Genomic DNA, 24,278 nt, shown 5'->3' with positions numbered 1-24,278 from the left:
TTATTGATGTACTTTAAGTGTGATTTGCATGATGGTTCCTTCTTTTCCAGAGGAAAGCACTTTTATTTTTCCGTTATGATATTCCTCAACAATTCTTTTTACAAGGGATAGGCCAAGGCCCCAACCCCGTTTTTTCGTAGTTACTCCGGGGTTAAAAATAGTATTAAAATTACTTTTGGGGATTCCGTGACCGGTATCGGCAACGAGGATATTCACGAATTTCCCATTGGGAACAATCTCAATGGCGATACTTCCCTTGCCTTTCATAGCATCGATTCCGTTCTTAACCAAGTTCTCAATGGTCCAGTTGTAGAGCGATCTGTTCATTAACACCAAGGCAGCATCCAGTTTTGAATTGAAAGTGAAATGTATCAATTTGGAACTCCTCCTTTTTAGATAATCATAGGCATTTCTAGTCTCAACGACAATATCGCATGCATCCAATTTTGGCAGGGAGCCAATTTTTGAAAACCGTTCCGTTATGGTCTGCAACCGGGCAATGTCCTTTTCTATTTCCTTGGTGATGTCCGTACTTATATTCTCTGTTTTCAATAGCTCGTTCCATCCTAAAAGGGAGGAAAGTGGGGTGCCAATTTGGTGTGCCGTTTCCTTGGCCATTCCGGCCCACAGTTTGTTCTGTTCCGATGCCTTGTTCGTTTTAAAAAGAAAATAGATGACCGCCCCAAACAACAGAATGATCAATAACAGGGCGATGGGGTAAAACTTCAATTTGTTCAATACTTCAGAATTACCGTAGTAGAGTGTCGCCAAATGTTCTCCCTGCTGATCTATGGAGATGGGAACGTTCTCGTTCTGGAACTGTTGTAACTTTTTGGAAATGTATAGAGAATCGGTAGCCAACACAGAAGGAATATTGTTGGTCCTTATGGAACTATCCTTGTTTATAAGGATCATGGGCGTTGAGGTATTGTTTTGGAAAACCTTTAAGTGAAGACTCCCTAAATCAACGTCTTCCGCAGATTGTAAAAATTCCGATTGGGCCGTGGCCCAAATCTCCATTTTTAAACGCTCTTCCTCCTTGAAGGTCTTAAAAAAGCTATTGGTATTCCAAAGAATCAAACTCACCACAATAAAGGAGCCAATAACAAGGAATATGTTCGTAGTCTTGTTTTTAGGACTAAAATTCATCCAGAAATTTTATACTATTAAAGATAACCTAAAATGTAATTATTTGTTGTGCTTGGGAGTTTATCTAGATCATTTCGCGATGCGCTGTATCGGGGTTTCCGTATTAACCGCTCATTAAGGGAGGTCGAATCGCAAATTTTTGGGATTCGGATGAGGCAAAATACGGTACCGAAAGCTTTTGGGATCTATTTTGGATTTTCGGGCCGAAATGAAATCGGTACTATGCCTATATGATTTACCTAGGGGATAGTTGGTTTCAAGAAATTCTTTATTTCCCCGCTCATTTTGTTTATTTTTGATTTCTGTAGTAAAAGAGCATTAAGATGGAATTAGAAGGAAAAATCAAATTGATAGGCGATACCAAAACTTTTGGAAACAATGGTTTTAGGAAAAGAGAGGTGGTAGTGACCACGGACGAGCAGTACCCGCAACACATCATGGTGGAGTTTGTTCAGGACAAATGTGATTTGTTGAACAGTTATAAGGTAGGGCAGGATGTTAAAATCGGTATCAATTTAAGAGGCCGGGAATGGACAAACCCTCAAGGAGAGACTAAATATTTCAATTCCATACAAGGCTGGAGGATAGAAACACAAGCCCCTTCACAGCCCGATGGAATGCCGCCAGTGCCACCCATGGAAGCTTTTGAGCCAGTGGACAATCTGAATGAGGAAGATCATGATGATTTACCTTTCTAAACAATTTGTGTAGGAGGTAAAATCATTAGAGCATCATAAAATTGAAAACTTGTTTAGCCTGAAAAGGTTAAACAAGTTTTTGCTTTTTTGCTCAAATGTGTAATTTAAGCTAAAAGAATTTACATTGCAGCGAGGTCAAAATTCAATATATTTTTTGGATACGGAACTCTACTTTCCTCCTGTGAACAGGGCCAATTCAGAAGGATTATTGGCCGTGGGGGGAGACCTATCCCCAGAAAGATTGCTATTAGCCTACAGAAGCGGAATATTTCCTTGGTTTAACGAGGATTCGTTGATCTTATGGTGGAGCCCAGATCCTAGAATGGTGCTCTATCCAAACGAGATTAAGGTCTCTAAAAGTATGGCAAGGGTCATTGCAAAGGGTCATTTTAGTATCACCATGAACAGGTGTTTTGAAAGCGTGGTGGAACACTGCTCCGCTATAAAGCGGGAAGGGCAAAAGGGTACATGGATTACTCCGGAAATGAAGTCTGCCTATATCAAACTACACGAAATAGGTGTTGCAAAATCCTATGAGGTATGGGAGGACGAAGAATTGGTAGGAGGATTGTACGGGGTGGACCTAGGTCACGTGTTTTGTGGCGAGAGTATGTTCAGTAAAAAATCAAATGCATCAAAGTTCGCCTTTATAAGACTTGCCCATGATTTGCAGGCAAAAGGGTATCGTTTTATAGATTGCCAATTGTACACGGACCATTTATCAAGTCTAGGTGCCAGGGAAATTTCCAGGGAATCTTTTATGGAACAATTAAAGGCTTAGGACAAGTTCTGTTAAAAAGAAAAATACATTTTCTGTCGTTTGTGCGTAATTTTCCGCCCTGTATTCCCCTCCAATCTGAAATTTGGTGGTTGGGCTTAGAACCCAACCCAATTTGGGTGTTATCCTTTGGTCGTATTCAGGAACCATAGATCTACCCGCACTTAGAAGGGATTCAGTAGTGAGGACCAGATAAGGTTCGCCAACATCCAGCTTTTCCCCCATTAACGGAAAATCCAGGGCAAAACGGTACCTAAACCTGTGAACGGTATTTTCGCTGGTAATCCTTTGCTCCGCCCTAAATCGATTTCCATACCGAATGCTTCCTCTTTTAAAGGTAACGTTGAACTGTTGGGTAAGTCTAAGTTCATTATTTGCATCGCTATTGAACGGATTGCGAAACCTATATTTTACGCCAAATCCAATACTTTGGTTATCCCGTATCCTAAGGTTGGAAAAATGATTCAAATCCATTTGCCTCACCGTAAATTGTGCCTGGGAGTTCCTATAAAGAAAGGAACGGTTTTCAACTGAAAAATTGTGGGAATAGTTTGGTGTTACGTCATAATTGAGGGCCACTTGTGGATTCCAATAGCCCGTAAGATTGTCCTGTGCCAAGAGTATCGATGGAACCATTAAAGCAAATGGAAAAAAAAACAGGCAGGATTTTTTAGTATAGGACATGGTCGTAATTTGGAGGTAGGGACTTCCTCATGTTTTTAAAACGTCCATTAGCCCCAAAAAGCAGCTCGTAATCAAAGTATTCCTCGTCATTTTTTCCTGCTACTATGAATTCGTAATTTATGGTGGGCAAGATCAAATTTTGAAAAGCGTTCTTTATAGTTTCATCGGTTGGCTCTTTTATGGAGGTTGGATATTGCTGCTGAATTCTTTTGATACGGTATTTGCCAAAGGATTTATCTAGATACTTCCTTATTTCCTGCATGGGCTCAGACGGGATATCCACTTCCTTGATTAGGATTTCAACGTCCTCCAAGGTTCCCTCTTTATCAAACTCAATACTATACCATAGCCTATCTTTTTTAAACTTGGCCTCATAACTGATCTTGGTACTATCCGTTTCCTTGTAGTATTTGATTCTTTTGGCGTCTTCCAGTTTATCTTGAATAAGACCAATGGCTGCTGGTGGAAACTGTGATTTCCGTATTCTAAATTCCCGCTCATATTTGTTTTGGGCGTTTACAAAACATCCTACCAGAAGTAAAAAAATCAGAACCGAGCTATATCTCTTCATATCTAAAACAACTTGTTTCGTGGTCGTTCACCATTCCGGTCGCTTGCATCATTGCATAGACCACGGTGCTCCCCACAAACTTGAAGCCTCTTTTTTTTAAATCCTTGCTTATGGTATCTGAAAGAGGCGTTGTGCCAGGGGCTTCTTTATAATGGGAAACTTTATTTTTTATTGGTTTGTTGTCTACGAATGCCCAATAATACGTACTGAAACTTCCATATTCATTTTGGATTTCCATAAAGGCAGTTGCATTGGAAACCGTTGCATGTACCTTTAACTTGTTTCTAATGATACCTTCGTTTTCCAAAAGTTCGTTTATTTTATTTTGATCGTACAGGGCTATTTTTTTGTAGTCGAATTGATCAAATGCTTTTCTAAAATTCTCTCGTTTCTTTAAGATAGTGATCCAACTAAGTCCCGCTTGAAAGGTTTCCAATATGAGAAATTCGAACAACGTGGCATCATCCATAACAGGTACGCCCCATTCCGTATCGTGATAGGCTTTGTATAATGGGTCGCCCATACACCAACCACATCGTTTGGGTTCATCTTGATTTGCTTTCATACCTTAAACTACCTTTAAGGCAAAAGTAAAAAATCCCGCCACAAGTATTTTTGCGGCGGGATTTTTGTTTCAGTATTTGTTCCCAAATTATAAATAAGGGCAGAAGCACTTATCTTTAGGGAGGGACTAATTTGTAGCTACGGTCGATTTACTTCTCAAATCAAGGTATTGCAACTCGCCATCCTCAAGGGCTTGAGCCATATCGGCCTTAACATATTTATACGTATTAAAGAATTTTTTACCATTGACCGATGTAAGCTTGGCCATTCCATCGTCCAGTAATTCCACAACCTTTACCTTGACATCGTCAAGACCTTTATAATTGGCAATGCCTCCACGTTTTATGATAAAATTTGCCTTTGGAAAATGAATGTGATCAAAGGGCAGGTTGCTGCTTTTTTGAATACTGAATATATCTCCAACCTTAATTTCGGCCGATTCTGTTTGGGAAAAAGCACCAAAAGAGACTAAAAATAATGTTAATAATGATAGTAAATGTTTCATAGTTCTTTCAATTTTGGGTTAATAATTAGGTTGTTAAACCAGTCTGATAGGAACTGAAAATAAATATTTTAAAAATATACATCTTTTAATTTATCATATTCTCAGAATATTCCCATAAAACTTTCAATTCAAAAATATAAAATCTTATGGACATAAAAGTATAACTTCTGTTAAAATAAGTTAAACTTTCAATAAATAATAGTAATGCTATTATCTTAGCGGGTGTTAATTATTAAAATTTTGGAATGGAAGAGCTTTTTCAAGGTGTAAAAATTCGCGTGAACGACAAGTTGTTTGTCAAAGATCCAGAATCTTCGGAACTGGGAAAATCCATTATAAAGATGAGTATTGTAATGATGGGGGAGCTTGGTTTTGAAAAATTTAATTTTAGAAAATTGGGCGAGAGAATTGGATCGAACGAAAGTTCCATTTATCGCTATTTTGAGAACAAGCACAAACTTCTACTTTATTTAACCTCTTGGTATTGGGGTTGGATGGAGTACCAACTTGTATTTGCCACCCATAACATTCCGGAGCCCAATGATAAATTGACAAAGGCAATCTATATGATTACGCGCGAGATTACCGAAGATTCCAATTTTTCCCATATCAATGAGGTATTGTTGAACCAAATCGTAATTAACGAATATTCCAAATCCTATTTGACCAAAGAGGTGGACGAGGAAGATAAAGAAGGATATTTTGCCAGCTACAAGCGATTGGCAAAAAGGTTGAGTGAAATGATTAGGCAATACAATCCACATTATAAATACCCTTCTAGTTTGGCCAGTACCATTTTAGGCGGTGCCCTGCACCAACATTTTCTTAAGGATCACTTTTCTTCCATGACGGATTGTGGCGGTGATATAACACCTACTGAATATCTAACGAACTTGGTTTTCAATGTTTTAAAACAAGACTCAAATGAATAAAGAGGTATTGACCCCTTGGCAACGGCTACTGGGTATGTTGCGTTTGGATAAGCGGGACGTCTTTCAAATTTTCTACTACGCTATCTTTGCGGGTCTTGTGAGTCTTTCCCTTCCGTTGGGGATTCAGGCAATTATCAATTTGATACAAGGCGCCCAAATCAGTACTTCATGGATCGTGCTTGTAGTTCTGGTTACTTTAGGGGTAGTTTTCGTAGGTATATTGCAGTTAATGCAGATACGTATTATTGAAAACCTTCAGCAAAAAATATTTACAAGGGCCTCTTTCGAGTTTGCTTATAGGTTTCCCAAAATAAAAATGAAGGAACTCTATAATTATTATCCGCCCGAGCTGGCCAACCGTTTTTTCGATGTCCTTACGATTCAAAAATCGTTATCCAAGGTATTGATTGATTTTCCGGCTGCCCTGTTGCAAATAATCTTTGGTTTATTGTTGCTGTGTTTTTACCACCCATTCTTCATAATCTTAGGTATTTTGTTATTGGGACTTATTTATGTGGTATTCAGGTTCACTGCAAAAAAGGGCCTGGATACCAGTTTGGATGAATCCAAGAACAAATATAAAGTGGCCCACTGGATACAGGAGGTAGCTAGGTCCATCATTAGCTTTAAGCTTTCAGGTAAGACTTCCCATGCAATTGACAAAAATGACAAACTAGTTTCCAAATATTTGGAAGCCAGGGAAAACCATTTTAGGATTTTGGTCATACAATTGATTCAAATGATCGGTTTTAAGGTATTGGTTACTGCTGGATTACTTTTGATTGGTGGGTTGTTGGTCTTGAACCAAGAAATGAATATCGGTCAATTTGTGGGAGCGGAAATTATAATACTTCTGGTTATAAATTCTGTCGAAAAATTGATTTTGGGTCTAGAAACATTTTATGACCTGCTTACTTCCCTTGAAAAAATGGGACAAGTAGTGGATAAGGAATTGGAGACGCAAGAGGGGGAAAGGCCTTTTGTAGAAGGGGCGGGTTTTACCATAGAATTGGACAATGTGCATTATAGCCTGCCCGATACCGGCAAAAAGGTTCTCAATGGCATCAATCTAACAATCACACCCAAAAGTATAATACATTTAAAAGGAGGGCGCAATTCTGGCAGGACGAGCTTTTTAAGGGTAGTTGCGGGTATCCTGGAACCGGATTCCGGTAGAGTCTATGTCAACAATGCCTCTTTAAGGGGCATGAACCTAAATTTTTACCGTTCTCACGTTGGGCAATCCCTATTGGAGGAATCCCCTTTTGAGGGAACCATTCTTGACAACATCACCTTTGGGGACAAGTCGATTTCAGAGGAACAGATATATTGGGCCATGGACAAAGTGGGGCTGACCAGTTTTGTCAAGGAACAACCCAATGGTCTTCAAACGATTATTTATCCGGAAGGAAAGCAGATTCCATATACTATTTCGAAAAGAATCGTGTTGGCCAGAAGTATTGTAATCAAGCCTAAGTTGCTAGTGTTAAAGGATCCCTTGGATCAGATAGGCAAAGAGGAAGCTGAAAAAATAATCAAGTTTCTCACAGATCCTTCAAATGGATGGGCACTTTTAGTAGTTAGTGAGAACGATTTATGGTCCAAGTACTGCAATGGTGTGGTTACTTTGGAAAAGGGTAAGGTTGTAAACGAAAAATATAAATAAGGTTATGTTGAACATTTCACACAATAAACTAAATAAAAGTGTTTCTATAGAGCACTTTATTTCTGTGCAAAAAGTGTTCCATCAAAGGCACTATAAGCATTTCAACAGATTCCTTTTGACTTTTGCCATTATTGGGGTTATAATACTTTTTTTGCCTTGGACGCAGAATATTATGGGAACAGGTTCTGTAACGACCTTAACACCCGATCAACGCCCGCAAACGATTCAATCCCCTATTCCTGGTAAAATAGAGAAGTGGTTCGTACGTGAGGGGGACTACGTAAAAAAAGGGGATACCATACTGTTTATTTCGGAAATTAAAAATGAATATTTTGACCCAAGATTGGTGGAAAGAACCGGCAATCAGTTAAAGGCAAAAGAGGCCTCGGTTAATTCATACCAAGGAAAGGTTAAGGCACTCAATGTACAAATCGAAGCCTTGGTCAAGGAACGGGGACTCAAATTGCAACAGGCCCAAAATAAGCTGTTGCAGGCCAAACTTAAGGTTCAGAGCGATAGTATCGACCTGGAAGCGGCAAAGACGAATATTTTAATAGCGCAAAGACAGTTTGATCGTACCCAACAACTGGAAAGTGAAGGATTAAAGGCGGTTACCGATGTTGAAGAGAAGCGAATGAAACTTCAAGAAAGTCAGGCAAAATTGATATCCCAGGAAAATAAACTTTTGGCGGCCAAGAATGAGGTAATCAATTCTGAGGTTGAAATCAACAGGGTACAGGCAGAGTATACAGACAAGATATCCAAGGCCCAGAGCGAAATGTTTACTGCCCAGTCCAATCAATTTGATTCTGAGGCACAGGTCAATAAGTTGGAGAGTGAAGTGACCAATTATGAAATACGGAACGATCTATATTACATCCGGGCTCCGCAAAATGGTTTTATAAACAAGGCTATTCAGGCGGGAATTGGGGAGACTTTTAAGGAGGGTGACCGCTTGGTGGGTATCATGCCTTCAGATTACGATGTAGCCGTAGAGACATTTGTAGAACCCATAGACCTTCCGTTGATTCATTTAGGGGAAAAAATTAGGATTCAGTTCGATGGTTGGCCTGTAATTGTATTCAGTGGCTGGCCCAATGTATCCTATGGAACCTACGGCGGTACGGTCGTTGCCATAGAAACCTTTATAAGTTCCAATGGAAAATATCGTATTCTGGTAGCTCCTGACGAAGATGATCATCCTTGGCCAGACGCCATCCGGGTGGGTTCTGGTGCAAGAACCATTGCCTTGTTGGAGGATGTTCCTATTTGGTTTGAACTATGGAGACAGTTAAATGGATTCCCTCCAAATTATTACCAACCTGAGGGAGCACAAGGGGAACCGGTCAAAAAATAAATATGAACAAGTATTTTATCCTAAGCCTACTTTTTTGTAGTAGTTTTTTGGTGCATGGACAGCAGAACGATACGTTGGTCCTTAAGTTCAACGAATATCTTGGGTATGTCAAAAGGTTCCATCCCATCGCCAAGCAGGCAGAATTGGCCTTGAGTTCAGGACAGGCCAATCTCTTAAAGGCTAGGGGCGGTTTTGACCCAAAGTTGGATGTGGACTACGAACGAAAGGATTTTAAGGGTACGGAGTACTATGACCGCTTAAACGCTACTTTTAAGATACCCACTTGGTACGGCATTGAACTCAAGGGAAACTTTGAACAAAATGACGGAGCATTTTTAAATCCGGAGGAATCCGTTCCTGAAAATGGACTCTACAGTGCCGGGGTAGCGATGTCTTTGGGACGTGGTTCGTGGATAAACGAACGTATGGCGACCCTTAAACGGGCCAAGTTTTTTAGGGAACAAAGCAAGGCCGACCGTGATTTGCTGGTCAACCAAATCCTTTTCGATGCGTCCCTAGCCTATTTTAAGTGGTTACAGGCCTACAGGGACAGCAAGGTGTACTCCAATTTTTTGGATAACGCGCAAATTCGGTTTGTGGGAATCAAAAAGAGTGCTCTTGCTGGAGATATACCGGCCATTGATACGGTAGAGGCCAAAATTGCCGTTCAAAATAGGGCCCTGGAATTGGAGCAGGCAAAGGTTACCTTGGTCAACCAATCTATGGAACTGTCCAACTTTTTATGGTTGGGGGACAATATACCAGTCAACTTACAACCCAATGTCATTCCAGAAGAGGATCTTGATATGGAGATAGACCAGACTTTTGAGATATTGGGCAAACCCCTCGACAGTTTCTCATTGGAAAACCATCCAAAATTGAAAAGTCTTGGCTTTAAGGTAGATGGACTGCGGGTGGATAAACAATTGAAAACGAACAAGCTCCTACCAACCATCGACCTTGAATACAATTTTCTTACGGAAACACCAGAATTTATCAACTCCTTTGATACAAATCAGTACAAAGGCGGGGTAACCTTTCAGTTACCTTTGTTTCTAAGAAAGGAGCGTGGTGACTTAAGATTGGCCAAAATCAAATTACAAGATGCCCAATTCGAATTTGACAATGCAGAAGTGGCCATTCAAAACAAGGTAATAGCCATATACAATGAGTTGGACTCATTTGATAATCAAAACCAGCTTATACAGGATATTGTCACGAACTATCAAAGCCTGTTGACCGCCGAGGAGCGAAAGTTCAGTTTTGGGGAAAGTTCCCTTTTCCTTATCAATTCAAGGGAAAGCAAATTGATAGATGCTGTGCTAAAACAAAATGCCGTACAGAACAAATACTATACGGCCAAGGCAAAGCTTTTCAATAGTTTGGCGGTAAACCCTGAAAACCTTTAAAGATTCTTTTCATGGCACAATCTCCGTTTAATATTGGTCCCAATGTAAAATTATTGATGAAGGATACTTTTTTTTTGGCAGGTGGAATCCTCTCCGCAGCCTTTGGACTGGAAAGTTTCCTTTTGCCAAACCAATTTATTGATGGAGGTGCCACAGGTATTTCACTGCTTATGGCAGAAGTCTATGAAATACCTTTATATGTTCTGATCATTTTGGTCAACATTCCGTTCATTTTTTTGGGATATAAGGTCATAGGAAGGCAGTTTACCATCAAGACTTCTTTGGCCATTATAGGTTTGGCCCTGGTTTTGGTAACCTTGGATTTTCCTGAAGTTACTCAGGACAAACTTTTGGTTGCTGTATTTGGCGGTTTCTTTCTTGGGGCAGGAATAGGGCTATCAATCCGTGGGGGTGGCGTTCTTGACGGTACTGAAATCCTGGCCATTTATCTCAGTAGAAAGTTGGGAACTACCATAGGTGATATTATTATACTTATTAACATCCTAGTTTTTTTGGCAGCCGCCTATCTACTTTCTGTAGAATCCGCCCTGTATTCGATGCTGACGTATTTAGCGGCATCCAAGACACTGGACTTTGTAATAGAAGGTATTGAGGAATATACCGGCGTAACCATTATATCGGATTCCAGTGAGGAGCTTCGGGAAATGATTACGAACGTTTTAGGAAGGGGAGTAACCATCTATCAGGCAAAAGGGGGCTACGGAAAAAATGGTGTACACAATGAGTATGATGTGCTTTTTACGGTCATTACAAGATTGGAGATAAGAAAATTGAATATTGAAATCTCAAAAATCGACCCTAAGGCCTTTGTGGTTATGAGTAAAATAAACGATACGAGGGGAGGGATGATAAAGAAAAGGACTATTAAATGATAGTAATACTATCAAAAAAGAAAGTTTAACACCCAATTAACAGAGTAAATACTTCAAACCTGTCCGTTCGACATTATCTTTGCACCATATTATTAATTAAATATTATGAAGAATAATTTTTATTTTTTGTTGATTTCGTGTGTGACTTTTTCGATGGTCCATGCCAAAGACGTGGATCAAAATATTGAACTTATAACTAGCGAGGGCTCCATGGTATGCAAGTTAATGGACTGTAATGACCTAAGCAGCACCCCCAAATTCACTCTAAATGAGGGATTATCCTTGAATGAGGTAGAACATGAGGTAGATTTAGGTTTTGATCCCTATCTGTTTCTTTCACCTGATTTTGACCCTTATTGTGGAATGGAGTTAAACCTTGATTCGCTAAATCCATTAGAGGAAGAAGAAGTTATTTTGGATTTTGATACTTCCCTTTATTTGCCTAAGAATTTTAACCCTTATTCGGGTATTTGAGTTTTGTTTGGTTTGGTTGGTTTGGGCTGGTCTTGACTCTTTTTTAAGACCAGCCTTTTTTTATGGCTACCGCCAAAGTACCCCATATCCATGGGCCTATCTTGACATTAAAACATGTATTCAACGAACGCCTTCTGGGCCTGTTCTTAGATGATTTACCTAAAATGATTTTATTGGATTGTAAGGTTTGCGGTATATTTCCAACCAATAAACTCCATGTCAATTTACAGTCATATGAAAGTTTCTGAGAAAACATCCTTGGCTCAAGCCCTTGAGGTAGCCTTTACCTATCAACAATATGCGGACCTCGTGAGAACCATGGCGAATGAGGGAAAGTCTACTGGGGAAGCACCTACGGATGCCTATATAAATTATACAAAGTTGAACGCACGGAGAATGCAGCGATGGGACAAGACCCTTACATTTACTGAAGCCGATATAGCTTCCATAAAATCTTTTTCCAACGAAGTGAATTGGTTGGTATTTACAGAAAGTTGGTGCGGTGACGCATCTCCCGCCCTGCCCGTAATGCAAAAGATTACAGAAATCAACCCCAATATTGCGTTGAAAATTATTTTAAGGGATGAACATCCAGAACTCATGCAACGGTTTTTAACGAACGGTGCATGGTCCATTCCCAAGCTCGTGCAGCTTGAACCTCAAACCAATAGAATTTTAGGGACCTGGGGCCCCCGTTCTACCCAAGCGACCCAATTGGTAGAAGCTTTTAAAATGCAACATGGGGCCTTGACCGCTGCGTTCCGGGAAAGCCTTCAAATATGGTATAATAAGGATAAGGGGCAGAGTATCCTTGGGGATCTGTTGTTGCTACTTGCCTTGAAATAGATACGTAATCGTGCCTTTTTGACTTGGTTTATCGGAAGTGCTAAATTGCGCCTTATAAGCATAAGCAATAGCATTATCCACAAGGCAGCCGTTGGATGTTCCGGAACTTTTTTCATTGAAACTGACATCCGTCACTTGACCTAGGTTATTCACCTCTATATTGACAACTACTTTTCCGCCTTCTATACAGGTATATATTGGTGGAGGTAATCGGTATCCATTTCTATCGACCAACGAGAAGGAAATGGAGGTTCGCCTTTCGGCCAGATAGTTCGTGTATTCCTCCTTTTTTGCTTCCTTTTCACCGAGCATTTGCTTTTTTTCCTCCCTTTTTTTTGCCAGTTCCTTGACCCTCTCTACAAAATCCCCATCAGACATAAGGTTTTCGGCAAGTTCCCCATTATTTTCCATGGCCCTTTCCTCCATAATTTCCTCCAAGGTCTGCAAAGGTTCCGGGTTGCCAACACTGGGTTTGGCAGTTTCGTTAAAGGCCATATGACTTTTTATGGCTTCCGCCTTGGCAAGTTCTTCAAGGATTTCCTGCTCTTCCTCTGTAAGTTCTTCGGGTTCTTCCAAGACCATTTCCACCACATAGTCGTCGTCATCTTCCTCTTGGCCGCCCAAGTGGATATTGTATAACGTCAAGACAACGATACCCATGGAAAATAGGGTAATCAAAAAGGATAATTGTTGTCTGTTGAAATTCATGTGTATATAACCGATTTTTTCTAAAAATAGTATAGTAAATCGACGAACGGGAATTTACTAAAAATCCATCGATATAACTGTTACTGCAAAATCCGTTCCGATAAGACCGATGGGTCCAACGCTATATTTACGGTAAAATCACCTATTTTGGTTCTTCTGAGCTTGGACAGATACCCGCCCGAATCCAGGGCCTTTCCAAAATCGTGGGCAATGGAACGTATATAAGTTCCTTTGCTGCAGGTGATTCTAAAGTCTACTTCGGGCAATCGAACATCCGTTATTTCAAAGGAATGGATCAACACTTTTCTCTTTTGGATGGGAACGTCCTTCCCTTCCCTGGCATATTCGTACAAGCGCTTTCCGTCTTTTTTAATGGCCGAAAAAACCGGAGGGGCCTGCTCGATCTCCCCTATAAATTGGGATGTGGTTCTAGTGATTAGGTCTTTGGTAATATGGGCTGTAGGGAAACTTTCATTTATTTCGGTTTCCAAATCATAGGAGGGCGTCGTACTGCCCAATGTGATTGTGCCTGTATATTCCTTGGATTGTCCCTGATATTCCTGAATTTTTTTGGTAAACTTCCCGGTACAGATTATTAAAAGTCCGGTGGCGAGGGGATCTAAGGTACCCGCATGGCCAATCTTGATTTTTTTAAGGCCGAATTTTTTCCGGATGGCCCATTTTAATTTGTTCACCGCCTGAAAGGAGGACCACCCCAAAGGCTTGTCTATGAGTATAAGCTGACCATTTAAATAATCTTCCTTGGTCAAGATTTCCATTACGGTTTCTGTTTTATGGATTACCTATTCGTCAGTCCGTAGATGATGGCAATAAGTCCAACAATTAGGCAATAGATTGCGAAGTAGGAAAGTTTGCTTTTACGAACAAGGCGAATCATCCAGGTACATGCGGCCAATCCTGCAATAAAAGCGGCTAAAAAACCTGCTCCCATAGCCAAATTGTTTTCTCCGTTAAATGTGAGTTCACCACCCATTAGGTCCTTTGCAATTTTACCGAATATCAGCGGCACCACCATCAAAAAGGAAAATCTGGCGGATTTTGATTTGTCTACGCCCAGGAGTACGGAGGTAGAAATAGTGGCTCCACTCCGCGAAATTCCTGGCAACATGGCGATGGCCTGGGAAACTCCAATGATAAACGCACTACCAAAGCCAACCTTTTTACCGGTATCCTTTGCTTTATCGGCAAAATATAATAGGATGGCAGTAATAAGCAACATAAAACCAACGAACATAACATTGCCCCCAAAAAAGGCTTCCAGCTGCTTCTCAAAGAAGAGGCCCACAAAAACGGCGGGTAACATGGAAACGATGATTTTCGCAGTGAATTGACTTTCCTCGTTCCATTTCAATTGAAATAACCCTCTAAGGATTTCCCAAACATCCTTTCTAAACACCACTATGGTACTTAATGCCGTGGCGAAATGTAATACTACGGTAAATAATAGACTTTCCTCGGGAACGGAGTTGTCGCCCAAAATAGCCTTGCCCAATTCCAGATGTCCGCTTGAGGAAACGGGTAGAAACTCGGTCAGCCCTTGAACGATTCCGAGAATAATTGCGTCTAAAATATCCAAATTAGTCTTTCTTTTTGTGAGGATTCAATAAAATGGCGTAGACCTCTATTCCTAGTCCTATCAAGACCAGGGTAGGTGCCAAACGGATTCTTCTAAAATTAAAGATTTCCGGATTAAAAACGTTTGGGTCATCGCTACCCCCACCACTCATCAAAATAAATCCCAATGCTAAAAACGCAACGCCAATGAACATGAAGAGGTAATTCTTTTTCTGAAAAATAAATTCACGTCTTGGGGCCTGTTCCACTTTGTCCTTTTTGCTCATAGGGCAAATTTAATAATATAATTCGTCTGTTCTGAGATTTAAGAAACGTTGGGTGGCAAAGTAGGTGCTGAGCAAGGAAATAATCATCCCCAAAAGAAACACACCTACTAAAAGAATCACTAGTATCAAAGGGTCTTCCAAAAGTCCCAGATCTTGAAAATTGGTGTTTACATAATAGATGACACCCGCTATGGCAATAAGTGCAATGAGGGCCCCCAACATTCCCAACTTTATGTTCTGCCAGATAAATGGCTTGCGAATAAAACTCTTGGTCGCCCCTACCATTTGCATGGTCTTGATAATAAAGCGTTTGGAATAAATGGATAGTCGTATGGAGCTGTTGATCAACAAAACGGCGATTATGGTAAAAATGGCACTGGCGACCAAAATCCAAAACCCTATTTTTTCCACGCTCTTGGCGACCATACTTACTAATACACGGTCATAGCTTACCTCGTCCACATAGCTTTTTTCTTCAAGGGTGGCTGCGATTTCCGCAACCTTCTCCGCGGTGACAAAATCGGCATTTAATTTAACATCTATGGAATTCTTGAGCGGATTATAACCCAAATAATCCACAAAATCCTCTCCTATCTCCTTACTATGTTGGGCGGCCGCCTCCTCTTTGGATACATAGGTGGCAGACTTGGTGTATTCTGACATAGCCAGGGTTTTCTGCAATTGTTCTACCTCCATATCCTTCGCATCCTCTTTTAAAAACACGGAAATAGTAATCTGCTCCTTGGAACGATCGGCCATTTTTTTGGTGTTCAGTACCAGAAGACCTAGGATACCCAATAGAAACAACACCAAGGCAATACTCAATACGACCGAGAAATAGGACGAAATCAATTTTCTTCTTTGATATCTTTCAAATGCTTTGCTCATAAATAACCAATAGTGATGTAAAAATAGAAAAGTAATGTGACATGAGCCATAACAAATCGTGATACGCAACTAGAAGTTGCATAGGGAATTATATTCCTGTGCCGAGCACAGTCGGGGCATGACCAATAGAAAAAAATAAAACGAACGGATACAATGAATCACAAAACCAAAAACTATCATCGCTTCAAGGTAAAATGCCCCTTGCGCACCAAAGTATCCAATTGTAGGCGGTACCAATAATCGGACTCCGGCATAGGGGCACCCAAAAAGGTGCCGTCCCAAGAAGCATTCTCCCCTTTTCCATATTTCAATAGTTTGCCATATCGGTTGTAAATGGAAAGTTCAACCTCGCTAAAGGATGCTATTCCTTCCGGAATTAGAACGTCATTGGTTGTGTCCCCGTTTGGTGTGAAAAAATTGGGGACTACAATATGAAGGAAATCGGTCGTGATGATGCCGCAGTTGGTCTTGTCCCGAATATAAATAGTATACATTCCTCCTAGAACAGCTTCAAAAATAGGACTGTCCTGAAAATTGGTACCATCCAAGGAAAATTCAAAGTCCCCTGCGTTCTGGGTCGTTATGATAATAGATCGCCCGTTGGTCCTAACCGAATCCAATCGAGGTGCATCTATCTGTTCCAAAACAATTGTTCTTGTACTGGAACATCCGTTCGCATTCGTTACGGTTACGGAATACTCTCCGGGAGTGCCCACCGTAATATCCCGTGTAACCTCCCCGGTACTCCAGGTATAGCTGACATTGTCGATTTCAGCCGACAAAAGTGCCGTATCTCCCTCGCAAAAAGTTACAATGCTGTCAAAAACCTGGGGTAACGGATTAAAGGTTAAGGTGATGGCCGTTCTGGTGTCTGACGGACAATCAACCTCATTGGAATTTGCTTCTGCATAGTACGTGCCTGCTTCGGTAGGGGAAAACTCCCTACTGTTTTCCAAAAGCAGGTTTCCCCCGGTTGGGGAATCATACCAATTTACGCTATAAATATCAGCACTATCCACGTTTAAAGTGGCGGTTTCATTCACGCATACGGATACATCACCATTGCTTATGGGTGGCGGCGGGATGGGTACGATATTGATTTCGAACACATCGGATAGTACATTACAAAGGTCATTGGAGACATTAACGGGGTCCTCTGCCACCTTTACCCGGTAAAAACTTGTTGTATTCAACATTGGGGTCGTAAAGGTATTGGTGTTCTCACCTGGTATGTTGGTCCAATTTTGATTGTCCGTACTTGCCTGCCACTGGTAGGCATGGGTGGAAAAAATGGAATTGTCTGGGGTTGCCACCAAAGTAGCAGAAACCGATCCTTGATTTTCGCAGCTTATTAGGTTATCCTCACCCAAGTCTGTATTGACCGTAACGGAATCGCCACAGGACTTAAATACGATATCATCGATGGCGAGATCGTTGCCGCAACCGCCATTGCTATTGTTTCGCATTTTTAGGATGACGGAAGTCTGTCCCGGAAGAGTTTGAAATACAAGGGCATATTGCTCCCAGTTAGCGGACGCTCTGGCCGGTATGTTGCCCGTATCGCCCTGCGCCAGAAGATTTGTGTCCGTCTCGTCCCATATCTGAAACCGTACGTTTATTGGGATACCGTTGCTTTCACAAGAATTAGCAGGTAAAAGGTTTATCAACCAAGATGAAAACTCATAGGTGGTATTTTCGCACAGACCCGTAACGGCACGCTGGTAAAACTCCCCGGCCGTAAAACTTGCGTTCACTATGAACATTTTTCCATTTGTGTCGCCTGGGGTATTGTCGTCCACGTTTTGCCAATCAAAATAATTGGTAGTACTGGAAATGGTATAGTCCCCGTCATTGGGAGTCCCAGTGGTGAAATTATAGGTTGTGGTGCCGGGTGGAAGTGCAGGGCCATCCGTGGTACCGGACCCAAAATTCTCCGTAAAAATAGGGTCTCCGGAATTACCTGTACAAAATCCTAGCTGGGCCCTTCCTTCCAATGAGGCCAAAACCAGGAGGAGGAGAAAGCAAAGAAAGTATTTGGGACCTGCTGTATTCACAGGAATAAAGATACGGTTTTGGTATAGAAAGTATTCATTTTTTGGTTGTATGAGAGGTAAGGTGTAATTCATCAATATCTTTTCAACTTTCATCGAATAGGCCTATTTTTGTGCCCTAACGAAATTCTAGCCTAGTAGGATATTTTTACTAAATAAAATCAATACGGGTCAAACTTTTAGTACTGTGAAGATGAATTACAATTTCAACGAAATTGAGGCCAAGTGGCAAAAATATTGGGCGGAAAACCAAACCTTTAAGGCGGACAACGATTCCGAAAAGGAAAAATTCTATGTCTTGGACATGTTCCCATATCCTTCGGGGGCAGGGCTACATGTGGGGCATCCGTTAGGGTATATTGCCAGTGATATCTATGCCCGTTACAAAAGGCATAAGGGTTTCAATGTGTTGCATCCACAGGGCTATGATTCCTTTGGTTTACCGGCGGAGCAATATGCCATTCAAACGGGACAGCACCCTGCCATTACCACAGAGGCCAACATTAAGACCTATAGAAGGCAGTTGGACCAGTTGGGTTTCTCTTTTGATTGGAGCCGGGAGGTACGTACCTCGGATCCAAGTTACTATAAATGGACCCAATGGATTTTTATACAATTGTTCAATTCCTGGTATAATATGGATACCGATAAGGCAGAGGCTATAGACAGTCTGATCCAGATTTTCGAGAAGGAGGGAAACACCAAAGTAAATGCGGTATGTGATGACGATACCCCTAATATTACGGCGGAGTTATGGAATGCATTTTCATCCAAGGAAAAACAGGCCTTACTTTTAAAATATAGACTTACGTATTTAGCGGATACCGAAGTGAACTGGTGTCCGGCATTGGGTACTGTTTTGGCCAATGATGAAATTGTAAACGGGGTTTCCGAGCGTGGTGGCCATCCTGTGATTCGGAAGAAAATGACGCAGTGGAGTATGCGTATTACGGCTTACGCCCAACGTTTGTTGGACGGACTCGATAAAATCGATTGGCCGCAACCACTTAAAGATTCCCAGACCAATTGGATCGGGCGCTCTGAAGGGGCTTCTGTCACTTTTAAAGTCCTCCCCCCGGCCCCCTCCATTGGAGGGGGAGAGCATTCGAGACTTACTGGGGATTCTTCCATTATCGGTGTTTTGCTGGAGCGGGCCAAAGAAATGCGAAAAAACCCAACAGAGGCTGAGAATGTTTTGTGGCAAGCACTTCGCACTAAAAAATTGGATTTAAAATTTAGAAGACAGCATCCTATCTATAGATACATTGTTGATTTTGTATCTCTTGAAAAGAACCTGATTATTGAAGTCGATGGAAAAATCCATGAATATCAACTTGACAAAGATGCCCAAAGGACATTGGAATTGGAACAAAAGAAAGGATTCAAGGTCATTCGGTTTTCCAATGAGGAAGTTTTGAATAATCTAGAGGATGTCATACGTAATATTGAACAGACTTTACACTCCCTCCCCTCAGGGGAGGGTTGGGGAGGGGACACCATTGAAGTCTTCACCACCCGGCCCGATACCATTTTCGGGGTTTCTTTTATGACCTTGGCACCGGAGCATGAATTGGTGTCCAAAATCACCACCCCTGAACAAAAGGATGAGGTTGAGGCCTACATAGAGGCCACGGCGAAACGTTCCGAACGAGATCGTATGGCAGATGTTAAGACCATCACAGGGGCCTTTACGGGTGCCTATGCTGAGCATCCCTTCACCAAAGAGCGGGTGCCCATTTGGATCGGGGATTATGTGTTGGCGGGTTATGGTACCGGTGCGGTGATGTCCGTTCCTTGTGGTGATCAACGGGATTACGATTTTGCGAAACATTTTGGTATTCCTATTCCCAATATATTCGAAGGGGTAGATATTTCGGAGGAAGCTTTTGCCGATAAGGATAATACGGTAATTGCCAATTCCGATTTCTTGAACGGGCTACCTTACAAAAAAGCCGTAAAACGCGCCATTTTTGAACTTGAAAAAATAGGACAGGGAAAAGGAAAGGTGAATTATCGTTTGCGCGATGCGGTTTTCAGCCGGCAACGCTATTGGGGCGAACCCTTCCCGGTCTATTATGATGCGGATGGTATGCCCCAGATGCTAGATGAAAAGTTCTTGCCCTTGGAATTGCCCGAAGTAGACAAATACCTGCCTACGGAAAGCGGAGAGCCGCCATTGGGCAATGCCAAAGAATGGCATTGGCTGCAATATGGGGATGAAGGAAAAGTAGTCTCTGAAGAAGAGTTTGAGAGGGCCATTTCGGACACTGAGCAGCCTGTGCTGAGCGGAGTCGAAGTAGGTCGAAGTGGCGAAATTAAGGGAGGGGCTCTAGAATTGAACACCATGCCGGGTTGGGCCGGAAGTTCCCAGTATTTCAATCGCTATATGGATCCACATAATGATGAGGAAATTTTTTCCCAGGAGGCCATTAACTATTGGCAGGATGTGGATCTATATATTGGCGGTAGCGAACATGCTACCGGGCATTTATTGTATTCCCGGTTTTGGCAAAAATTTATGTTCGATAAAGGCTGGGTACCCAAGGACGAGTTTGCCAAAAAGTTGATTAATCAAGGGATGATTACTGGCGAAAGTGCTTTTGTAAATATTATTGAGGGAAGATTAAGAAATGGTAATGAAGATGTAAGTGGACATTGCCAAATTATTGTGAGCAAAGAATTATATGAAAGCCTAGAAAATAATGAGGGTATGTTAGGTCAACTACCTAAAAAGTTATCGTCTTTCTTGAATGAAAGACTGAGCTATCACCAAGATTTTAATCCTGATGTTAGTGAATATGATAGATATTATAAGGCCTTTAAATCGACTCAAATAAGTGTTGACTTTGTTAATCTTAAAAATGAATTTAGGTTTTTAGATTTAATAGATGACCCTAGGTTGTCGGAAATTGGAAGCGCACACTATTTTGATGGTGATAATATTATACCGAACGAAAAAATGACCAAAGAAACTCTGGGAAAAGTTTATCGTGAGGTTGAAAAAATGTCCAAATCAAAATACAATGTCGTCAACCCCGATGCCATTTGTGAGGAATATGGGGCGGACAGTCTACGGTTGTACGAAATGTTTCTGGGCCCCTTGGAGCAATCCAAACCTTGGAACACGGCCGGTATTACAGGGGTGCATTCCTTCTTGAAAAAACTTTGGAGGCTATATCACTCCGGTCCAAACGGAGAATTCTACGTGTCGGACGCCCCTCCGAAGGAGGGGTCGGGGGAGGCTTTCAAGACTTTGCACAAGACCATCAAAAAAGTAGAGGAGGATATCGAAAACTTCAGTTTTAATACTTCGGTTTCTACGTTTATGATCTGTGTCAACGAACTTTCCGCGCAAAAATGTAATAGTAGGGCCATTTTGGAACCTTTGGCTATTTTGGTTTCACCTTATGCCCCGCATATCGCGGAGGAGCTTTGGGAGAAATTGGGGCATACCACATCCATTGCTACGGCTTCTTTTCCCAAGTTTGAGGAAAAGTACCTGGTAGAAAGCAGCAAGGAGTATCCTGTTTCCTTTAATGGTAAAATGCGTTTTACATTGGAACTGCCTATGGACATGACCAAAGAGGAAATTGAAGCTGCCGTGATGGCCCATGAAAAAACCCAACAACAATTACAGGGAAGAACACCCAAAAAGGTCATTGTGGTTCCCGGTAAAATTGTAAACATCGTAGGGTAGCGCGCTTTAAGCAGGGCGAATTGTATTATTTCTTTGTCAGGTCGAGTCTTTCGACTTCGCTCCAGATAAACTTCAATTCGAGACCCTATTTAATATTCGAAATCTCGGGTCACCTCTCGACTTCCTTTGCGGAGACAACACGATATAACCAACTAGGTTCCATCAGATTTTTTAATATCCCACCTTCTTCAATCTTTCTATTGGATGAGGGGGTATTTCGTTTTAAAATAAGTTATTTTTATATAGACCCCTAAATTTAATGGGGATATTATATAAAAAAAATGAACTTTAATTGGATTAACCCCTCCTTTTATCGAATATTTATTCCTTAAAAATTAAAATTATCGCACCTTTACCCCATAATTTAAAAATTGACCATTATGATAGTGGGTATTCCAAAAGAGATTAAAAACAATGAAAGCAGGGTTGGTATGACACCGGCCGGGGTTTTTGAATTGGTAAAGAACGACCATACCGTGTATGTACAGTCCGGAGCAGGGGAAGGAAGCGGATTTTTCAACAAGGATTATCAACAGGCCGGGGCCGTCATTTTGGATACTATTGGGCAAGTATATGCCATGAGCGAGATGATCGTAAAGGTCAAGGAACCCATAGAAGAAGAGTATGAACTGATTCAGGAGGGGCAGATTTTGTTCACCTATTTCCATTTTGCTTCCAGCGAAGCGTTGACAAAAGCCATGATCAAACAAAAAGCTATTTGCATTGCCTATGAAACTGTGGAGGACGAAGATGGAACCTTGCCTTTGTTGACACCGATGTCAGAGGTGGCGGGTAGAATGGCCATTCAACAGGGCGCCAAATATTTGGAGAAACCGGTTAAGGGGCGAGGCGTACTTTTAGGAGGCGTTCCCGGTGTGGCCCCTGGTAGGGTGTTGGTCCTTGGAGCCGGTGTCGTTGGGATACAAGCTGCTAAAATGGCAGCCGGTCTGGGTGCCCACGTAACCATTTTGGATATCAATATGAAGCGTTTGCGTTACGTGAACGATGTCATGCCGCCACACGTGGTAACAGAGTTTTCGAACGAATTCAATATTAGAAAACATATTAAGACCCATGATTTGATCATTGGCGGGGTTCTTTTAAAAGGAGCGAAAGCCCCAAACTTGATCACAAGGGATATGTTGAAGGACATGAGACCCGGGACCGTGATCGTGGATGTGGCGGTAGACCAAGGCGGATGTGTGGAAACTACAAGGCCCACAACGCATGAAGACCCCATATATATTATTGATGACGTAGTACATTACTCGGTAGCGAACATGCCCGGGGCCTTACCCTACACGTCTACCATGGCCTTGACCAATGTTACCTTGCCCTATGCCCTAAAACTGGCCAATTTGGGCTGGGAAGAAGCTTGTAAAAAGGATGCTTCCTTGGAAAAGGGATTGAATATTGTGTCCGGCAAAGTGGTTTACGAGGAAATTATTGAGGCCTTTGGCTGGAAAGAAGTGTTCGCATAACGGTACATTTTGTCAGTTTTTGGAAACCCCACCGGACCGCAATCATATAATCACGGGTTTGGCGGGGTTTTTGATTTTAATAAATGATTCTTATTCAAAAGGGAATCTTCTGTATATTTATTGAAACTAAAAATTGAAACGTTATGATGGGATATTATATATTAATCGGTGCCATTGCTTTGGTGAGTTGGCTCGTAAGTAGCCGATTAAAGAGTAAGTTTAAGCATTATTCAAAAGTCCATTTACAAAATGGTATGAGTGGGGCCGAGATTGCCGAAAAAATGTTGGCGGATCATGGTATCCGTGACGTAAAGGTAGTGTCCACACCGGGGATGTTATCGGACCACTACAATCCAAAGAACAAAACAGTAAACCTTAGTGAAGGCGTGTACAGCCAACGCAACGCTGCTGCCGCAGCGGTGGCTGCCCATGAATGTGGCCATGCCGTGCAGCATGCACAAGCTTACGAGTGGTTGACCATGCGTTCCAAATTGGTACCTGTGGTGAGTGTTACCTCCGGAATGTCCACTTGGGTCGTTTTTGGCGGCTTGGCACTGGGTGCCGCTGCGGGGGTTGGCTTTGGATATTGGGTGGCGGTAGCCGGATTGATCATGATGGGAATGGCTACATTGTTCAGTTTTATTACCCTACCTGTTGAATATGATGCGAGCAACCGTGCCCTAGCATGGCTCAAGAATAGGAATATGGTCACACAGTCTGAATACAAAGGTTCCGAAGATGCCTTGAAATGGGCGGCAAGGACTTATTTGGTAGCTGCTATTGGTTCCTTGGCCACCCTTGTCTATTGGGGACTTCAGGTTTTTGGAAGTAGGGATTAATCTATTCGATAAAAATTTATTGACTTAGGTACTTAATCAATAACGATAGAAGTAGTAAATTCGGGGAAACAAACATCAAGAACATGGAGCAAAGATTCAAAAGCATGTCCCTTTTCGACTTTATGGAGAAATTCCCGGACACGGACAGCTGCCTGTCGCATCTGGCCTGGCTAAAGTGGGACGGGGGCTACAGGTGCCCCAAATGCGGCCACGGCCACAGCTGCGA

At 41.7% G+C, this 24,278-nt stretch carries 23 protein-coding genes; 12 read left to right on the top strand and 11 right to left on the bottom strand.

Annotation, left to right across the window (positions count from 1 at the left end; genetic code table 11):
* On the bottom strand, window positions 1-1,149 hold the full coding sequence (locus tag BFP75_RS07715) for a sensor histidine kinase (RefSeq protein WP_099544668.1): 1,149 nt from the start codon (window positions 1,147-1,149) through the stop codon (window positions 1-3).
* Window positions 1,150-1,472: 323 nt separating this feature from the next.
* On the opposite strand from BFP75_RS07715, the gene BFP75_RS07710 reads away from it, so the two are divergent.
* Both BFP75_RS07710 and aat read left to right on the top strand, forming a co-directional pair.
* A complete protein-coding gene (locus BFP75_RS07710; protein ID WP_099544667.1) occupies window positions 1,473-1,847 on the top strand; it encodes a DUF3127 domain-containing protein in 375 nt (124 codons plus the stop codon).
* Between the two features lie 124 nt (window positions 1,848-1,971).
* Window positions 1,972-2,628, top strand: coding sequence for a leucyl/phenylalanyl-tRNA--protein transferase (gene aat, locus BFP75_RS07705; protein WP_410504081.1), 657 nt, complete (start codon window positions 1,972-1,974; stop codon window positions 2,626-2,628).
* Here aat and BFP75_RS07700 read toward each other — a convergent pair.
* The 4 genes from BFP75_RS07700 to BFP75_RS07685 form a co-directional block, all read right to left on the bottom strand.
* The gene (locus BFP75_RS07700; protein WP_099544666.1) at window positions 2,617-3,309 is read right to left on the bottom strand and encodes a DUF2490 domain-containing protein; all 693 of its coding nucleotides are present in this window, start codon (window positions 3,307-3,309) and stop codon (window positions 2,617-2,619) included. The two genes, aat and BFP75_RS07700, sit on opposite strands and share 12 nt — an antisense overlap.
* A complete protein-coding gene (locus BFP75_RS07695) occupies window positions 3,296-3,880 on the bottom strand; it encodes a hypothetical protein (RefSeq protein ID WP_099544665.1) in 585 nt (194 codons plus the stop codon). Before BFP75_RS07695 ends, BFP75_RS07700 begins: the two co-directional genes overlap by 14 nt.
* Window positions 3,867-4,445 (bottom strand): DNA-3-methyladenine glycosylase I, encoded by a 579-nt coding sequence (locus BFP75_RS07690; protein ID WP_099544664.1) that lies wholly within the window; start codon window positions 4,443-4,445, stop codon window positions 3,867-3,869. Before BFP75_RS07690 ends, BFP75_RS07695 begins: the two co-directional genes overlap by 14 nt.
* A 126-nt stretch (window positions 4,446-4,571) precedes the next feature.
* The gene (locus tag BFP75_RS07685) at window positions 4,572-4,949 is read right to left on the bottom strand and encodes a dihydroorotase (protein ID WP_099544663.1); all 378 of its coding nucleotides are present in this window, start codon (window positions 4,947-4,949) and stop codon (window positions 4,572-4,574) included.
* A gap of 245 nt (window positions 4,950-5,194) precedes the next feature.
* On the opposite strand from BFP75_RS07685, the gene BFP75_RS07680 reads away from it, so the two are divergent.
* From BFP75_RS07680 to BFP75_RS07645, 7 genes are all read left to right on the top strand, one after another.
* Window positions 5,195-5,881 (top strand): TetR/AcrR family transcriptional regulator, encoded by a 687-nt coding sequence (locus BFP75_RS07680; RefSeq protein ID WP_099544662.1) that lies wholly within the window; start codon window positions 5,195-5,197, stop codon window positions 5,879-5,881.
* On the top strand, window positions 5,874-7,547 hold the full coding sequence (locus tag BFP75_RS07675) for a peptidase domain-containing ABC transporter (protein WP_099544661.1): 1,674 nt from the start codon (window positions 5,874-5,876) through the stop codon (window positions 7,545-7,547). The genes BFP75_RS07680 and BFP75_RS07675 overlap by 8 nt, the downstream gene beginning before the upstream one ends.
* Window positions 7,548-7,551: 4 nt before the next feature.
* Window positions 7,552-8,904 (top strand): HlyD family secretion protein, encoded by a 1,353-nt coding sequence (locus BFP75_RS07670; RefSeq protein WP_099544660.1) that lies wholly within the window; start codon window positions 7,552-7,554, stop codon window positions 8,902-8,904.
* Between the two features lie 2 nt (window positions 8,905-8,906).
* Window positions 8,907-10,313, top strand: a complete 1,407-nt coding sequence (locus BFP75_RS07665) for a TolC family protein (protein ID WP_099544659.1) — start codon at window positions 8,907-8,909, stop codon at window positions 10,311-10,313.
* Between the two features lie 11 nt (window positions 10,314-10,324).
* Window positions 10,325-11,206, top strand: a complete 882-nt coding sequence (locus tag BFP75_RS07660; RefSeq protein ID WP_099544658.1) for a YitT family protein — start codon at window positions 10,325-10,327, stop codon at window positions 11,204-11,206.
* Between the two features lie 105 nt (window positions 11,207-11,311).
* The gene (locus tag BFP75_RS07655) at window positions 11,312-11,680 is read left to right on the top strand and encodes a hypothetical protein (RefSeq protein ID WP_099544657.1); all 369 of its coding nucleotides are present in this window, start codon (window positions 11,312-11,314) and stop codon (window positions 11,678-11,680) included.
* Between the two features lie 234 nt (window positions 11,681-11,914).
* A complete protein-coding gene (locus tag BFP75_RS07645; protein WP_099544655.1) occupies window positions 11,915-12,526 on the top strand; it encodes a thioredoxin family protein in 612 nt (203 codons plus the stop codon).
* Here BFP75_RS07645 and BFP75_RS07640 read toward each other — a convergent pair.
* The 6 genes from BFP75_RS07640 to BFP75_RS07615 all read right to left on the bottom strand — a co-directional run bounded on the left by BFP75_RS07640 (window position 12,509) and on the right by BFP75_RS07615 (window position 18,131).
* Window positions 12,509-13,234, bottom strand: a complete 726-nt coding sequence (locus tag BFP75_RS07640) for an energy transducer TonB (RefSeq protein ID WP_099544654.1) — start codon at window positions 13,232-13,234, stop codon at window positions 12,509-12,511. The genes BFP75_RS07645 and BFP75_RS07640 overlap by 18 nt on opposite strands.
* An 80-nt stretch (window positions 13,235-13,314) precedes the next feature.
* Complete coding sequence (truB, locus tag BFP75_RS07635; protein WP_206073514.1) at window positions 13,315-14,013, bottom strand: tRNA pseudouridine(55) synthase TruB; 699 nt, start codon at window positions 14,011-14,013, stop codon at window positions 13,315-13,317.
* A gap of 20 nt (window positions 14,014-14,033) precedes the next feature.
* Window positions 14,034-14,831, bottom strand: coding sequence for an undecaprenyl-diphosphate phosphatase (locus tag BFP75_RS07630; protein ID WP_099544653.1), 798 nt, complete (start codon window positions 14,829-14,831; stop codon window positions 14,034-14,036).
* A 1-nt stretch (window position 14,832) separates the two neighbouring features.
* A complete protein-coding gene (locus BFP75_RS07625) occupies window positions 14,833-15,096 on the bottom strand; it encodes a DUF3098 domain-containing protein (protein WP_099544652.1) in 264 nt (87 codons plus the stop codon).
* A gap of 9 nt (window positions 15,097-15,105) precedes the next feature.
* Window positions 15,106-15,984: a cell division protein FtsX gene (locus BFP75_RS07620; protein ID WP_099544651.1), complete on the bottom strand. Its 879-nt coding sequence runs from the start codon at window positions 15,982-15,984 to the stop codon at window positions 15,106-15,108.
* Window positions 15,985-16,160: 176 nt separating this feature from the next.
* On the bottom strand, window positions 16,161-18,131 hold the full coding sequence (locus BFP75_RS07615) for a T9SS type B sorting domain-containing protein (protein WP_099544650.1): 1,971 nt from the start codon (window positions 18,129-18,131) through the stop codon (window positions 16,161-16,163).
* A gap of 97 nt (window positions 18,132-18,228) precedes the next feature.
* Here BFP75_RS07615 and BFP75_RS07610 point away from each other — a divergent pair, with 97 nt between their 5' ends.
* The 3 genes from BFP75_RS07610 (at window position 18,229) to BFP75_RS07600 (ending at window position 24,052) form a co-directional block, all read left to right on the top strand.
* A complete protein-coding gene (locus BFP75_RS07610) occupies window positions 18,229-21,732 on the top strand; it encodes a leucine--tRNA ligase (RefSeq protein WP_099544649.1) in 3,504 nt (1,167 codons plus the stop codon).
* A gap of 380 nt (window positions 21,733-22,112) precedes the next feature.
* Window positions 22,113-23,213 carry an alanine dehydrogenase gene (ald, locus tag BFP75_RS07605; protein ID WP_099544648.1) on the top strand — a complete coding sequence of 367 codons (1,101 nt, stop codon included), beginning with the start codon at window positions 22,113-22,115 and terminating at the stop codon, window positions 23,211-23,213.
* 143 nt (window positions 23,214-23,356) lie between these two features.
* Window positions 23,357-24,052 (top strand): zinc metallopeptidase, encoded by a 696-nt coding sequence (locus BFP75_RS07600; protein ID WP_099544647.1) that lies wholly within the window; start codon window positions 23,357-23,359, stop codon window positions 24,050-24,052.
* Window positions 24,053-24,278: the final 226 nt, after the last annotated feature.

The organism is Maribacter sp. 4G9, assembly GCF_002742265.1.
Classification (GTDB): domain Bacteria; phylum Bacteroidota; class Bacteroidia; order Flavobacteriales; family Flavobacteriaceae; genus Maribacter.
Note: the sequence above shows the minus strand (reverse complement) of the source record. Positions and strands in the feature narration are given on the sequence as shown.

Bases quoted from the DNA above. Each gene is read 5' to 3' on its own strand.
- BFP75_RS07610 (WP_099544649.1), top strand. From the start codon at position 18,229: ATGAATTACAATTTCAACGAAATTGAGGCCAAGTGGCAAAAATATTGG.
- BFP75_RS07655 (WP_099544657.1), top strand. From the start codon at position 11,312: ATGAAGAATAATTTTTATTTTTTGTTGATTTCGTGTGTGACTTTTTCG.
- BFP75_RS07660 (WP_099544658.1), top strand. From the start codon at position 10,325: ATGGCACAATCTCCGTTTAATATTGGTCCCAATGTAAAATTATTGATG.
- BFP75_RS07690 (WP_099544664.1), bottom strand. From the start codon at position 4,445: ATGAAAGCAAATCAAGATGAACCCAAACGATGTGGTTGGTGTATGGGC.
- ald (WP_099544648.1), top strand. From the start codon at position 22,113: ATGATAGTGGGTATTCCAAAAGAGATTAAAAACAATGAAAGCAGGGTT.
- BFP75_RS07695 (WP_099544665.1), bottom strand. From the start codon at position 3,880: ATGAAGAGATATAGCTCGGTTCTGATTTTTTTACTTCTGGTAGGATGT.
- BFP75_RS07600 (WP_099544647.1), top strand. From the start codon at position 23,357: ATGATGGGATATTATATATTAATCGGTGCCATTGCTTTGGTGAGTTGG.
- BFP75_RS07615 (WP_099544650.1), bottom strand. From the start codon at position 18,131: ATGAAAGTTGAAAAGATATTGATGAATTACACCTTACCTCTCATACAA.
- BFP75_RS07620 (WP_099544651.1), bottom strand. From the start codon at position 15,984: ATGAGCAAAGCATTTGAAAGATATCAAAGAAGAAAATTGATTTCGTCC.
- truB (WP_206073514.1), bottom strand. From the start codon at position 14,013: ATGGAAATCTTGACCAAGGAAGATTATTTAAATGGTCAGCTTATACTC.
- BFP75_RS07665 (WP_099544659.1), top strand. From the start codon at position 8,907: ATGAACAAGTATTTTATCCTAAGCCTACTTTTTTGTAGTAGTTTTTTG.
- BFP75_RS07670 (WP_099544660.1), top strand. From the start codon at position 7,552: ATGTTGAACATTTCACACAATAAACTAAATAAAAGTGTTTCTATAGAG.
- BFP75_RS07710 (WP_099544667.1), top strand. From the start codon at position 1,473: ATGGAATTAGAAGGAAAAATCAAATTGATAGGCGATACCAAAACTTTT.
- BFP75_RS07700 (WP_099544666.1), bottom strand. From the start codon at position 3,309: ATGTCCTATACTAAAAAATCCTGCCTGTTTTTTTTTCCATTTGCTTTA.
- BFP75_RS07685 (WP_099544663.1), bottom strand. From the start codon at position 4,949: ATGAAACATTTACTATCATTATTAACATTATTTTTAGTCTCTTTTGGT.
- BFP75_RS07645 (WP_099544655.1), top strand. From the start codon at position 11,915: ATGAAAGTTTCTGAGAAAACATCCTTGGCTCAAGCCCTTGAGGTAGCC.
- BFP75_RS07625 (WP_099544652.1), bottom strand. From the start codon at position 15,096: ATGAGCAAAAAGGACAAAGTGGAACAGGCCCCAAGACGTGAATTTATT.
- BFP75_RS07680 (WP_099544662.1), top strand. From the start codon at position 5,195: ATGGAAGAGCTTTTTCAAGGTGTAAAAATTCGCGTGAACGACAAGTTG.
- BFP75_RS07715 (WP_099544668.1), bottom strand. From the start codon at position 1,149: ATGAATTTTAGTCCTAAAAACAAGACTACGAACATATTCCTTGTTATT.
- BFP75_RS07675 (WP_099544661.1), top strand. From the start codon at position 5,874: ATGAATAAAGAGGTATTGACCCCTTGGCAACGGCTACTGGGTATGTTG.
- BFP75_RS07640 (WP_099544654.1), bottom strand. From the start codon at position 13,234: ATGAATTTCAACAGACAACAATTATCCTTTTTGATTACCCTATTTTCC.